The 14116-nt window shown below is 46.8% G+C and carries 10 protein-coding genes; 8 read left to right on the forward strand and 2 right to left on the reverse strand.

The window, feature by feature from the left end:
* Positions 1-2: 2 nt before the first annotated feature.
* Entirely contained in the window at positions 3-1277 is a 1275-nt protein-coding gene (locus NWAT_RS03040) for an MgtC/SapB family protein (RefSeq protein ID WP_013219683.1), read from the forward strand.
* On the opposite strand, the gene NWAT_RS03045 is transcribed toward NWAT_RS03040, so the two are convergent.
* Positions 1233-1787 carry an NUDIX hydrolase gene (locus NWAT_RS03045; protein ID WP_013219684.1) on the reverse strand — a complete coding sequence of 185 codons (555 nt, stop codon included), beginning with the start codon at positions 1785-1787 and terminating at the stop codon, positions 1233-1235. The genes NWAT_RS03040 and NWAT_RS03045 overlap by 45 nt on opposite strands.
* Before the next feature lie 63 nt (positions 1788-1850).
* On the opposite strand from NWAT_RS03045, the gene NWAT_RS03050 reads away from it, so the two are divergent.
* From NWAT_RS03050 to NWAT_RS03075, 6 genes are all read left to right on the forward strand, one after another.
* Positions 1851-2675, forward strand: coding sequence for a sulfite exporter TauE/SafE family protein (locus tag NWAT_RS03050; protein WP_013219685.1), 825 nt, complete (start codon positions 1851-1853; stop codon positions 2673-2675).
* A gap of 740 nt (positions 2676-3415) precedes the next feature.
* Positions 3416-5347 (forward strand): serine protein kinase, encoded by a 1932-nt coding sequence (locus tag NWAT_RS03055; protein WP_013219686.1) that lies wholly within the window; start codon positions 3416-3418, stop codon positions 5345-5347.
* Between the two features lie 69 nt (positions 5348-5416).
* Entirely contained in the window at positions 5417-6601 is a 1185-nt protein-coding gene (locus NWAT_RS03060) for a YeaH/YhbH family protein (RefSeq protein WP_041350429.1), read from the forward strand.
* Positions 6602-6634: 33 nt separating this feature from the next.
* Positions 6635-8074: a SpoVR family protein gene (locus NWAT_RS03065; protein ID WP_013219688.1), complete on the forward strand. Its 1440-nt coding sequence runs from the start codon at positions 6635-6637 to the stop codon at positions 8072-8074.
* A 713-nt stretch (positions 8075-8787) separates the two neighbouring features.
* Complete coding sequence (locus tag NWAT_RS03070; protein ID WP_232420190.1) at positions 8788-10467, forward strand: multicopper oxidase domain-containing protein; 1680 nt, start codon at positions 8788-8790, stop codon at positions 10465-10467.
* A 7-nt stretch (positions 10468-10474) separates the two neighbouring features.
* Positions 10475-11494 (forward strand): cupredoxin domain-containing protein, encoded by a 1020-nt coding sequence (locus NWAT_RS03075; RefSeq protein ID WP_013219690.1) that lies wholly within the window; start codon positions 10475-10477, stop codon positions 11492-11494.
* A 294-nt stretch (positions 11495-11788) separates the two neighbouring features.
* On the opposite strand, the gene serB is transcribed toward NWAT_RS03075, so the two are convergent.
* On the reverse strand, positions 11789-12646 hold the full coding sequence (gene serB / locus NWAT_RS03080; RefSeq protein ID WP_013219691.1) for a phosphoserine phosphatase SerB: 858 nt from the start codon (positions 12644-12646) through the stop codon (positions 11789-11791).
* Between the two features lie 451 nt (positions 12647-13097).
* On the opposite strand from serB, the gene NWAT_RS03085 reads away from it, so the two are divergent.
* The gene (locus NWAT_RS03085) at positions 13098-13883 is read left to right on the forward strand and encodes a methane monooxygenase/ammonia monooxygenase subunit C (RefSeq protein ID WP_013219692.1); all 786 of its coding nucleotides are present in this window, start codon (positions 13098-13100) and stop codon (positions 13881-13883) included.
* The last annotated feature ends 233 nt before the right edge of the window (positions 13884-14116 follow it).

A 14116-nucleotide genomic window follows, 5' to 3' on the forward strand; every position in this document is an offset into this window, starting at 1 on the left:
TTATGGCGCTCCTTGAACAACTGGGGCTAGCGCTTGTGCTAGGGTTGCTAGTGGGTTTGGAACGGGGGTGGCAAGAACGCGATGCGGAAGAAGGTGCCCGTATCGCTGGCTTGCGTACCTTTGGGTTGATTAGCCTGTTGGGGGGGTTGTGGGCCCTGTTGTCCAAGCAGTTTGGAGCGGTTCTCCTGGGGTTTGCTTTTTTAACTTTTGTTTTATTGGTGCTGATTTCTCATTTTGATAGCGTAAGACGGAGCGGAGCCCGCGGATTGACCACGGTAGTTGCTACTTTGGTGACTTTTACCTTGGGCGCGTTGGCTGTTGTGGGTTACGAGGCAGTCGCTTCGGCAGCGGCGGTTGTGGTGACCGTCTTATTGGGCCTTAAACCTGTTTTGCATGCCTGGGTGGCGCGGCTGCGCCAGGAAGAACTCTACGCTGTTTACAAACTTCTGCTTATTTCTGTAGTGTTGTTGCCTGTGTTGCCTAACCAAGGTTTTGGCCCGTGGCAAATTCTCAACCCCTATGAGATTTGGTGGATGGTGGTCTTGATTGCAGGGGTGTCTTTCATGGGCTATTTTGCAGTCCGTATTGTGGGGGCGGGACGGGGAATATTGTTGACCGCACTGTCCGCCGGGCTGGTTTCTTCGACGGCTTTGACCCTGCATTTTTCTCGCATTGCCCATGCCAATCCTCAGGGCCAGCGTTTACTTAGCGCGGGAATCGCATTTGCTGCCGCTACCATGTTTGTGCGGCTCTTATTGGTGGTGGGCATTATCTATCCTTCCCTGGCGCTTTATTTGCTTTTCCCCGCTGGTTTGATGAGTATTAGCATCTATGGAGGAGGGTACTGGCTCTGGTGGGGCGCTAAACGCCAATCTACCCCCCATCTGGTGCTGGATAATCCTTGTGATCTGGGGATGGCGGTAAAATTTGGTGGCTTGCTGGCACTAGTGCTCTTAACTTCGCATGCGCTAAAAGAGTGGTTTGGAGAGATTGGGTTGTATGTGGTTGCGGGAATTTCGGGTATCAGCGATATCAATGCAATCTCCCTCGTCTTAGCCCGTATGGCCCAGGAGGATAGTCAAGTTTTGACGGTTGCCGCTATGGGGATTTTCCTGGCCGCCATGGTCAATACGTTGGTTAAAGGGGGATTAGCCTGGGGGATAGGTGGAACCCGTTTTGGGTTACCTCTTCTGGGAGTTTTTTTATTTTCGATTGTGATGGGAGGGGGCAGTTTATTGATGAGGAAGGGTAATTTCCTCGGCCTGGGGTTGGCCTAAGATAGCTGCAGCTCGGAATAGGATAACTAACGTTTTAGCATCCTTGATTTTTCCGTTATAAGCCCATTCAAAGGCTTTGGTAAGGGGAAACCAATAGCTTTCCAGATATTCCTCAGGCTGAGGAGCGCGAGAGGTAGAAGTTAAATTTCGAGCGAGATAAAGGTGCAAAATTTCATCGCAAAAACCCGGGGTGCTATAAATAGCGCCCAGTTCGGTCCAATGGCTGGCGCAAACACCGGCTTCTTCCGCAAGTTCTCGCTGAGCGGTGGCAAGTGGAGACTCGCCAGGGTCCAATTTACCTGCGGGGACTTCCCAGATAAAACCGCCAGCCGCATGCCGGTATTGATGAAGTAGGCAAATTTGCTGTTTATCATCGACAGCCGCGATTACCGCACCACCCGGGTGGCGGACAATCTCCAAATTTATCTGTTGGCCATTGGGCAATGAAGTCTGTTCGAGACCAAGATCGATGATTTGGCCACGATAGAGTAGTATACGTTGGTTTGGCATGGGATTAAATTCTCCAAGGCCAAGATAGACTAAATATTAACCTGATTATCCATTAACCGACAAATGGCTGACGTGATAGCTTATCTGGCTTTGGGAGCCCTTGTTGGCACTTTGGCTGGTTTGCTTGGAATCGGGGGAGGGCTCGTGATTGTCGCGGTCCTAGTGCATTTGTTCTCAGCCCAGGGGATCGGCAATGGACTGACTATGCACATGGCGATCGGTACCTCCCAGGCTACTATTGTCATGACGTCTATAGCCGCTATTTGGGCGCATCACCGACAAAGAGGGGTGTTATGGCCAATTATGGCTGCAATGGCATCAGGAATTGTACTTGGTGCATTGCTAGGAGCGGTCATTGCCGAGGCTCTTTCCGGACAGGTCCTCAAAGGATTATTTGGCAGTTTTGCTTTACTGATTGCATGGCGGATGGGGGTCGATATTCATCCGGCAGCAGTCCATTCTCTCCCGCGGCGTTGGATATTGGCACTAATGGGTGCCCTGATCGGGACGGTTTCCGCGCTCTTTGGAATCGGAGGAGGAAGCCTTACCGTACCTTATCTTGTTTGGCATAGTATTCCCATGCGGAATGCGGTAGGGACAGCAAGCGCCTGTGGTTTTCCACTTGCGGTCAGCGGCACCTGTGGGTTTGTTTGGATGGGTTGGGATAAGCTGGGATTACCTGCCTGGAGTAGTGGTTATGTATATTGGCCCGCCGCTGTGAGTATTGTAGCCACCAGTATGCTATTTGCCCCGCTAGGGGCAAGACTCGCCCATAGGTTGGCTTCAATAACTTTAAAGAGGATATTTGCTATTTTCCTTGGTGGCTTAGGGTTGGAGATGTTACTGGAGCTGACGGGAGCCGCTTCTTTTTTATTTAGTGGAAGATAAAGCGAGATGTCCTGTCTTATCTGGATTGTCCCGTATTTGCTTACGATGGGTATCCGTGCAGAAATATTTACTGGTTAGAAATATAAATTTTGCTCCTAAATTTAGTGGGGTGCTATACGGCCCGAAGCAGTTAATTTTGGTGGATTTTCTTGCGATTACCTCTGATGAGAGGACTTTCTCCCCCTTACTAAAGAGATCTCCTTGGCTCTAAAATTATGGTTTGGTAGATTATATTGATGAGGGTATCGAGTGTTCTTTTTGGTTTAAAGCGTATTTAAGCAGGATCTTACAAGAGATAAACTCAACTAACGATGTCCTGTGCAGATGATTACAGGCAGCATTCGTTGCAGAATCAGGTTTATGAGTATCTTATGAGCGTAAATGATACAGATAAGTGCATGGGACTGTCGTTACTTTTGATTAGTCGGGTGCAATATGCGTGCTAGCGCCTTTTAGGCAACGCACGATTATTTTCCTTCTCCTCTTTAGATTTTTTAGGGGCTATACTGAAGGTACGGACTCCCGTGTTTGGGCAGGCCTATTCTGTGCGGCTGCCAATGTTTTGAAAATTAATTTGGGGCAATGGCCGTGTCTCATAAGTTCAAAAAACTTCTTAAATTTATTGGGTTATTTAGCATTTTTTATAAGCAAAGGGTTGGAACTCCAAAGGGGTCTGTTGTGTCTTTACTGTAGCGGGTGTTGTAGCGTCCTAATTGGTATTTTCGGTGAGGAGGTGGAGTGTGGCTGATACAAGAAATGGATTTACTGAAATTATTCAAAAGGACCGGGCGAGGCGAGAGCGCCAAGAATGGCGGGGAACGTTCATTGATTACTTGGAAAAAGTCAAAAAGGAGCCCCTAGTTGCTAAATTAGCCCATTCCCGAGTTTACGATATGGTTATGCGAAAAGGGGCCGAAGACATCAATGCCGCAGATGATCCTCATGTCAAGCGTCTCTACGGGGATGAGCTGCTTAAAGTATATCCTTTTTTTAAGGATGAATTCTTTGGTATTGAGCGGACTCTGGCTCAATTGGTGCGTTATTTTCATTCCGCATCCCTGCATGGGGAGGAAAGTCGACAAGTTCTCTACCTGATGGGGCCCGTGGGGGCCGGTAAGAGTTCTCTTATCGAACATTTGCATCGGGGTTTGGAGAATGTTGAGCCTATTTATGCCATTGAAGGCTGCCCCATGCGCGAAGAACCCTTGCATCTTCTACCGCGCCACTTACGTAGGGAGTTTGAAAAGATGTTGGATGTGCATATTGAGGGTGATCTGTGCCCGGTATGCCGTTTTCGTCTCAAAGAAGAGTTTGATGGCCGTTATGAAGATGTGCCTGTTATCACGGTAGATTTTTCCAAGCGGGATCGCCGGGGTATTGGTGTTGTACCGCCGGTAGACCCTAATAACCAGGATACCTCAGTATTAATTGGATCAGAGGATATCTCCAAATTAGACCTGTATTCCGAAGGGGATCCCCGGGTTTTGGATCTAAATGGCGCTTTCAACGTGGGCAATCGGGGCGTGGTGGAATTTATTGAGGTCTTTAAGAACGAGACAGAATATCTCCATTCCATGATTACCGCAACCCAGGAGAAATTTGTCCCCGCTCCCGGCCGCCACGGTACTGTCTATGTGGATACCTGTATCGTCGCCCATTCTAATGAAGCTGAATGGCAGAAATTTAAAGCTGACCATACCAACGAGGCTATTCTCGATCGGATTGTCGTGGTTAAAGTGCCCTACAATTTACGTTTATCAGAGGAAATCAAGATCTACGGGAAGCTTTTACATCACTCTGATTTTCGGGCGCATATTGCGCCTCACACTCTTGAAATGGCTTCTATGTTTGCGATTCTGTCCCGCTTAGAGCCTACCCCTAAATGCGACTTAATAACCAAACTACGGCTTTATAATGGCGAGGAAGTGGTAGAGAAAGGGTCGACGCTCAAGATTAATGCCAAAGAGCTCCAGGAGACGGCTTCACGGGAAGGGATGTTTGGCATTTCGACCCGCTTTATTATGAAGGCCCTAGACAATGCCTTGGCGGATAGCGAAGAGGGGATTAATCCTATCAATGTCCGCGAAGCCTTGATTGTGATGGTCAAACAATCGGAGCTAGCGGACGATACCCGGAAGCACTATTTGGAGTTGCTCCAAGATACCTTGCACAAGGTCTATCTTGAGATTCTAGAAAAAGAAATTACCAAAGCTTTTGTCTATTCCTATGAACAACAGGCGGAAACCTTATTTCAAAATTATCTAGATCATGCTGAAGCTTATGTGAACAAGAGTCGGGTTAAAGATTGGGATACGCGGGAGGAATTACAGCCTGATGAGAATTTTCTGAAGTCAGTCGAAGAGCAAATCGCTATTGTCGGCAGTGCTGCTGATGGTTTCCGGCAGGAAGTGATCGCCTTTCTTTGGGCAGCTACCCGCCGTGGCGAGAAGGTAAGCTATCAATCCTATGAACCTCTAAAGGAAGCGATAGAGAAAAAATTGACCAGTTCGGTCCGGGATTTAAGCCGTATTATTACTAAATCGCGTACCCGGGACGAGGAGCAGGCCAAGAAGTACGATGATTTGGTTAAAAATCTCCTTGAGCGGGGCTATAACGAGCACTCGGCGGAGGTGGTATTGAAATATGCTGCCAATAATCTTTGGAAGGATTAGGGATAATGGGGAAGGCACCTTGCCTGCACCGGGCTTGGAGCAGAAGTGTCCTCGAAAGATAAAAAAGCTATGACGACAGTATTTCGTGCTTATTCTCAATCCGATGCTTTGCGCTCTGATCGCAGCGCGAGGGATCGGTTGCGGCATCGACAGAAGGTTCGCAAAGCCATCCGTGATAATGTAGCTGACATTGTTGCTGAGGAGTCGATTATTGGCCGAAGCCGTGATCGTATTGTTAAAGTTCCCATTCGAGGTATTCGGGAATATCGTTTTGTTTATGGACAGAATACGCCAGGGGTAGGCACAGGCCAAGGGGATTCGGAGCCAGGCCAAACCGTTGGCCAGGCCCCTCAAGGAGATGGCGGCCCGGGTCATGCGGGTGGTCGTCCCGGCATGGATTATTATGAGACGGAAATCACCCTGGAAGAGCTGATCGAGATCATGCTCGAAGACCTGGAGCTGCCAGATATGGAACGTAAACGTTTCCGTGAAGTGTTATCGGAGCGTACCAGTAAACGAAAGGGTTTTCGCCGGGTTGGCGTGCGAGTCCATATGGATAAGCGACGCACGGCTAAATCTCGTATTCGACGGCGCTTAGCAAGCGATAAAGCCACGGGAGATAATGAGGCGAAGCACCGTTTCCCCTTCCATCGGGACGATATGCGCTATCATCGGCTGCGGGAGGATCTGCGTCCTCAGTCGAATGCGGTAGTGTTTTGTATTATGGATACTTCTGGCTCTATGGATACGTTAAAGAAGTACCTAGCGCGGAGCTTTTTCTTTTTGCTCTACCAGTTTGTCCGTTCCCGTTACGCTAATGTAGATGTGGTTTTTATTGCCCATCATACTAAAGCCCGGGAGGTGACGGAGGAAGAGTTTTTTCATAAAGGCGAATCGGGAGGCACCTTTATTTCTTCAGGTTATAGCAAGGCTTTAGAAGTCATTCAAAATCGTTACCACCCCTCATTGTGGAATATTTACGCTTTTCACTGCTCCGATGGTGACAACTTTGATAGCGATAATGCTGCTACCTTAAAAGCTGCCGAGGAATTATGCCAAGTCTGTAATTTATTTGGTTATGGCGAAATTAAACCGCGGCCCTCGGGCTTCTATGAAGGGACCATGCTAGATTTGTTCCGTAATGTACGAGTGGATAATTTTCAATCGGTGTTAATCCAACGTAAGGAAGATATCTGGCCTAGTTTTAGGCAGCTGCTGTCCAGAGAGTCGGAGAGCAGCCAATATGATAAGTGAATTTGGTTGAAGTGAAAGGCTGGGATAAAAGGTATGGCCAGTCATTGGACAATTGAGGATCTTAAATATTGGGATGACAAGATTCGTGAAAAAGCCGATGAATTTGGCCTTTCTTGTTTTCCCCAGGAGTTTGAGATTTGCGACCATACCCAAATGCTAGGCTATATGGCCTACTCGGGTATGCCAGCCCATTATCCTCACTGGTCTTATGGTAAAGCCTACGAGAAGCTCCAAACTCTTTACGAGCATGGGATGAGCGGGCTGCCCTATGAAATGGTGATTAATTCAAATCCTGCTTTGGCCTATTTAGTGCGGGAGAATTCTTTGTGTTTACAAATTCTGACTATTGCTCATGTCTATGGGCATAATGATTTTTTCAAAAATAATTTTACCTTTCGCGATACTCAACCTGAATTAACGCTTTCTAACTTTAAACTTCGCGCTGATCGAGTACGGGACTATATTGAAGATCCCTCTATCGGACTTCATAAAACAGAAAGGCTGCTTGATGCGGCCCATGCTTTATCTTTGCAGTGCTGCAGGAATCAAGCAATACGTAAACTGAGTGCTGACGAACAGAAAGAGCAGGTTGTGGCCGCCGCTCATCCTGCTCACGATCCCTACCAAGGATTGCATAAGCAGCGTGAGTATGTAGAGCCTGATTTGAATCGTTTTCCTTTGTTTCCTGAAGAGGATATTCTGCTGTTTATACGGGATAATAACCTTTATCTTGCCGATTGGGAGCGGGATTTGCTCACCATTGTGCATGAACAGGCACGCTATTTTATTCCTCAGATTGAAACCAAGATTATGAACGAGGGTTGGGCCAGCTATTGGCATCATAAGATCATGAATAGCATAGATTTACCTCAGGATCTCTATCTTGAATTTCTCGTTCATCACAACCAGGTGGTACGCCCCCACCCTGGCGATATTAATCCATACTATTTAGGTTTTAAACTTTGGCATGATATCTCCCGTCGTTACCAGGAGATCTTTTCAGAAAAGGAGGGCGGCAGTAAGCTACAGAGGGAGGGACATGAAAAAATTTTCCAGGTTCGCGAGGTTGATCGGGATACTTCTTTTTTGCGCCGTTTTCTGACCGAAGAACTGATGCGCGAGATGGATATGTTTGAGTATCAGCCTAAAGGAGAAGACTTGGTTATTAGCAAGGTCTCTGATGAAGAACATTGGCATGAGATCAAAACAACCTTGCTAAAAAATGTAGGCATGGGGGGTATCCCTGTCATCCGGATTGAAGATGCTGATTATGGGCGCAATCGGCAGCTCTACCTTAAGCATGATCATGATGGTCGAGATCTCCAGACGGAATACGCCGAGAAAACCCTTACCTACCTTTACCAGCTTTGGGGCAGAAGTGTATGGCTAGAAACCCGGATTAATGACAGAAGAGTGTGCCTAGGTTATGGGGAAGATGGATTTGTGCAAAAAACGCTAGGCCGTTTTCGTTGACCATAAATGATGGGCTTGTCAGGAAGTATGATCGTTACTATACTACGGCACTTTAGTCGCTATCTGGGCTAAATTGTCTCAATATAAAATCATCAAAATGTAAGGAGATTATAGAATGGGAGCAATCCTCGAATTAGTCGATAAAATGTTCACCCCCATTGGATTTGTCGTGACTATAGGAATAATCGCCGGCATTTACTATTTTGTCCGTTGGCTTATGAAGGATTAGGATAAAAAGCCAGCATGCATAAGAGGGGGATAGAAAATAGCCGTTTTTTGCCGAATTCTGACTATGTTCCCATTGAAATGCATATTGTTTAGAGTGGGATTGAATTCTAGGAGTGGAGTCTCCTTAGCAAGTTAAGAAAGTAAGCATCCCACATCTAATCTATTGTAAGAAGACGCAGGGGCACAAAAGCGTTGATGGAGATTTAGGTTAATTCAGCGTGTCTCTGCGCCTTCTAACCATTCACTCAAAGCAGAAACCTTCCCATGCTTTTTTAGCTATTATGGTTTCCGCTTATCCTGCGTTTTCCTCTTTACTAACAGCAGACTTGAAATAGAAAATTCTTTAAATTTGCCATCAAGGAACTAAGCAGCGGTAAAGAGAACTAACATTACTAATTTTTAGCTAAAAAGCAAGTCTGGATAGGGAGTTCGGGCTGCCGCTAAATACCTAGTTGAATTCTTGATAAGGTTGTATGTGTATGCAAATGATGAATATACGTCAAGCCTTCTTTGCCGTTGTGATAGGGTTAGGGAGTCTTGTTCTCCTGTTCCCTTCCATAGTGCGGTCGGCTCCCTACCAAAAGCCCCCAGCAGCTGAGAGCTTCAATCTTGCTGAGCTGGAGATCGAGCCGATGTGCCCCGATGTGGATCCAGTTTGGCGAGAACGTCAGGTGATTGAGGGAATAACGGTGGAGGCATCGCCTCTTTGCGATCCGGATAATCCAGCAGATATCGCCACCTTCGTCAAAGGCGCGAATAATGTTTCCCATGACACCATCATGGAGACCCAGCTTGCGATGGATGTGGTCACCAAAGGCGAGGATCGGGATGGGGATGGGGATCCAGATGTCATCCATGTTCGATTAGAAGTGGCCGAGTTGAACGGATTCTCGCCAGATACTCCGGAGCCCATTCCTGCTTATTCGATTGCTCCGGGTGTTCAGCCTGGGTTCTGGGTTTTCGCCCCCAAGACTCAAGGCATGTCCACTCTTAACTTCGAGAGTTTACAAGCTAATGCTTATCTGCGAGCGCCTTCCCCCGTGATCCGCGTTGAGCAGGGAGATACCATAAAGATTACTCTCGAGAACACCCATTATCTTCCCCATACGATCCATTTCCATGGAGTTGACCACCCTTTTGTGACTGCAGCGGGCGAAGGGAACGACGGGGTTCCCCAAACCAGCGAGCTGCCCTTGATGCCGGGAGAGAGCCGTACTTACGAGATGACTCCCCGGCATGCGGGGACCATGCTTTACCACTGTCATGTTCAGCCCCATGCCCATATTGGAATGGGGTTGGTAGGGTTGATGGTGGTGGAAGAAAATCGTCCCAATAACTGGGTCCAGACCCTGAATGTAGGGGGAGGGCATGTACGTTATCCCTCAGTAGCGGTGAAAGAGACCTATGATCGAGAATATGACCTTCTTTATCAGAGCGTTGACAAGACCTTGGCGGATAAAATTAAGATAGCCAATGATGCGCGGTTAATCGCTAAAGGAATTAACCGTGATTATAATATTACCGAGAATCCATCTAATTATTTTTTGCTTAATGGTCGTTCTTTTCCCTATACCCTACGGGAATCGCTGATAGTGGTAAAACCCAACGAGTTAGTAAAGATTCGGATGGGGAACGCGGGTCAAGATCCTGCCTACATCCACAGTCATGGCCATAAGATGACGATTACCGCCTATGATGGAGCTCCTCATAACCCAGAAGCTTGGATCACGCGGGATGTTTATGAGCTGGGTCCCGCCCAGCGTATTGATCTTGCTTTGAATACCACTATTGACGGTTTGCATAGTTATGGAGAAGGAATCTGGCTTTTTCATGACCATACGGAGCGGGCTGTTACCACTGATGGGATGAATCCTGGCGGAGACGTGAGCAGCATTGTTTATGAGTCATTTCTTGGCGAAGAGGGTATGCCCCTCGGTAGGGGGGTTGATTTAAAACCCTATTTTAGTAAGGAGTTTTACCAAAAGGAAGTGCCGGTATGGGCAAATTTTGATCAAGAAAATCTGTTTGGCGAGATTAGCAAAGTACCAGCTCAACTTTCCATTCAGCCTGCTTTGCTGGCTTTTGGTGTGGGATTATTGCTTGGGGGTATCGTTATTGGGATTCGCTCAATCATGATCTTGAAGCGGCGCTCCAAGGAGGTATAAATAGAACATGACGGGTTATCAATTATTCATAGTCAGCGCGGCGCTTATGTTGTCGTTAAGCGCCGCCGCCGTGGAATCAGCTGACGGCTCAAAGCAGAATAAGTCGCCGTCGGAGGCTGCCGCGCCGGAGCATCACCATGAGCATCCTAATGGCTCGGAATCTCAGAAAAAGTCACAGCTTGAGGCTGCGCCGGAAGAAAAAACTTCTACCCAGGTTCCGGCAACAGATGCCTCGACCGGAAGAGAAACAGTGGGAACTGAAGGGGAACCGGAGCATCACCACCATCATGAACATGGTGCAAAGACAACAGATGTTAAGGTGACTTCCCCTCCTCAGAAAGAAGAGGGCCATATTCATCATGAATTTAAGCATGAGCACCATATGATGGATATGGATGCTGAGGGTATGGTCATGAATGAGAACACGGATAATTTGCCCCGCGATTGCCCCAAACTTGCAGGTGATGTGGCAATTACGGTGCGAGCGGGAACTAAGTATGCTAAAGATTTTCCGGGAACGGTATTTGGCTATGATCAGCATGAGTGGAAGGTCAAGCCTTGTACCCGAATCACGGTCACTTTTATCAATGAGGATGATATTCGCCACCAGTGGATGGTTCACATGCTGCCCGCGTATCTTTATCCTCAGGGAATGTTCCACCTTGAACTAGCTGGCCCTGGCCGCCGCACGGGAACTTTTATCGTACCGAGCGTGGAGAAAACTTATTTTGTCCATTGCGATATCGCTCAGCATACGGAAAAAGGAATGAAGGCTCAATTGAAAGTAGGCGGTGGGGATCAGGATTTTCCTAGCATTCCTGGGTTAACCGCGCCGAATTATCCGGACTCGTATCAACAAGGAATAAGTTGGAGCGCCATAGGTTCTTTTTTGGGCGCAGGGATAGCGGGTCTAGTTCTGGCGATGGTTGGCCTTGGTCGGCTTAGCAAAAAGGGTAAGGAATCACGGGAGCAAGTGCAGCAGGATCTCGAGTCAGAAACCAAACAGCGCAAACGGTGGTTCCTGTAATCAAATAGCCGACTATTATTACTGGGGAGTCATTAGGGTAAGGTCGCCCAAGATAAATAACAGAACAGTTAAGTAGCAAAATGCTTACCTGTGTTTGCGGACAGGGGACGTAAGTAAATACAGGTAAGCGCGAAAGACCGTCACAAGGAAGCCCTCATATTCAACCCCACGGCGCATTCTACTGCTTAAACGCCAAGTTTATTTATTTCGTGCCGTATCTCTAATTTGCAAAATTTTGGCTGAAGGATTGTTAAATCCTTACTTGCAGCACCAGGGTAGGGGTATAAGAAGGCATTATTCCAGGATAGCTGTGCTCATAGATAAAAATGGCAAAACTCCATCTAGGCCGCTATGATTAAGAGTTATGCGGGCTGCTGCCTGTACTTTTGGTTTAGCATGGTAAGCTATGCTAAGTCCCGCAACCTTCAACATCTCCAAATCATTAGCCCCATCACCGATAGCGATTGTTTGCCAGGGTTTGATGGCTAATTTTTCGCATAGCATAAGTAAAAATTTGGCCTTAGCACTGGCTCCTACAATCTGGCCTGCAAGGGCACCGGTAAGCTGATTATTCCTAACTTCCAGCTGATTGGCCAACGTATAATCCAAATTGTATTCTTGCTTCAAACGCTCGGTAAAATAGGTAAAACCGCCAGAAACCAAGGCGATCTTAATATCGCGTTGTTTGAGTGCGGCGAGCAAGGCTTTCCCGCCCGGATTGAGGGTTAGATTCTTCTCATAGATTTCGGCGAGGGCATGGGCAGAAACACCTGCCAATAGCTTGACTCGTTGGATGAGCGAAGTTTCAAAATTGATTTCACCCTGCATAGCGGTGGTGGTGATTGCGCTGACCCGTGCTTCTTTGCCGGTAAAGGCGGCAATTTCATTAATACATTCAATGTTAATAAAAGTGGAATCCATGTCGGTGATAAAAAGGCGTATTTGCTCAGGGTAGTAGTCCTCGGGAAAAAGGTTAATATCAAGATTGTTATGGGTTGAGTGTAGTATCGCTAAGGTTTGGGGGGAGAATGGCTGTTTGCTATAAAGCCGATAATAAGATTCGTGTGAGCGAATCTCGGCATTCGTTTGTTGGGCAATCTTATTTGCGAGATCCCGAGTTAATTGGGACCCTTGAAGAATAAGCGTAGGCATAAATAAGAATTTTCGCTGAAATTCATAGAGAACCTAAATTGTAACATTTCAAGAAAAGCATTGAATTGAGAATATAGAGGCACCAAAGGAAGTAAAAAGACAAGCTATATCTTTAAATTAGCCAACGGATTAATGGTGCTCCAAGCTCGTGAGTGTTATTAGCTATCATAGTACCTCTATACTGTACGAGTTATTGAGTTCTTCCGAAAGTAAATACTAAAAAAGTATTAAAAATTCGTATTTATTATGGCTTGACAGGCTTTACATGAGTGCTACACTTAGTTGCTAAAGGACTTACATAGTTTGAGAAAGGATTTAGTTATCCCTCAAAGTAATAAGCTTAAAACGAGGGAAGCATATAGGAAGTGAGGGCCTTAAGGGCTGGCAGTTTCATGGCTGGCCAAGTGCCATCACTATTACAATGGTTTCAGTCAAATAGGAGGCTATCAATATGGCTGCAACTAGTAGAGCTGTAGCGCAAGGAGTAGCCGAGAAAGAAACTGCTGATCTCTTTGCCTGGCGTGGCATGTGGTTAGCGGTCGCGGCCTTTTTCTTGTTTTACATTGGTGTGCGTTGGTATGAAGGTGTTTACGGCTGGAAGTATGGTTTAGACGCCTTTTCACCAGAATTCCAAACATACTGGATGAATCTGCTGTATATTGAACTCGTTGTTGAGGCGCTGGCAACGGCGGCCCTGGTTTCTTACCTGATTAAGACCCGGGATCGCAATATGGAAGCCATGACTCCCCGCGAGGAGTTGCGCCGTTACTGTACCCTTTACATGTGGTGGGTTGTTTATGGCGTTGGGTTATTCTGGGGCGCAAGTTTCTTTACCGAGCAGGATGGTGCCTGGCATCAGACTGTGGTTCGCGACACCGATTTCACCCCAAGCCATATTATTGAGTTCTACATGAGCTACCCAATCTACGTAATGGTGGGTTTAGGTTCGTTCACGTATGCTAAGACCCGTATTCCTTATTTTGCAAAGGGCTGGTCTGTACCCTACCTCATGTTGGTGTTTGGACCCTTTATGATCTTCCCGAATGTGGGGCTGAATGAATGGGGTCACACCTTCTGGTTTATGGAAGAGCTATTTGTAGCACCTCTGCATTGGGGTTTTGTGTTCTTTGCCTGGTTTATCCTTGCGGTATTCGGCGTATTCTTGCAGGTGCAAGGTCGCATGAAGGAATTGCTCGGCAGGGAGCTTCAGCAGAGTGAAGATTATGCCCGTAGCTGAGATATTTAAATTTAATTTCCAGCTGATTTAAAGGGTTGAGTAAAAGGGCGGTCGCAATCTCCAGAATAGTTAATGAGATGGCGACCGCCTCTTTGTATAAATAGATTTATTATTAAGGATACGCTTACCTGTTCAGGTTGAAAGGAATGGAAGCAAGCAAGCTAATAAGTAAATAGGTAGCAGGAAGCATGCCTTTAGAATTCATGGATCTTTTGAGATCCCATGAATAAATA

This window comes from Nitrosococcus watsonii C-113 (assembly GCF_000143085.1).
Classification (GTDB): domain Bacteria; phylum Pseudomonadota; class Gammaproteobacteria; order Nitrosococcales; family Nitrosococcaceae; genus Nitrosococcus; species Nitrosococcus watsonii.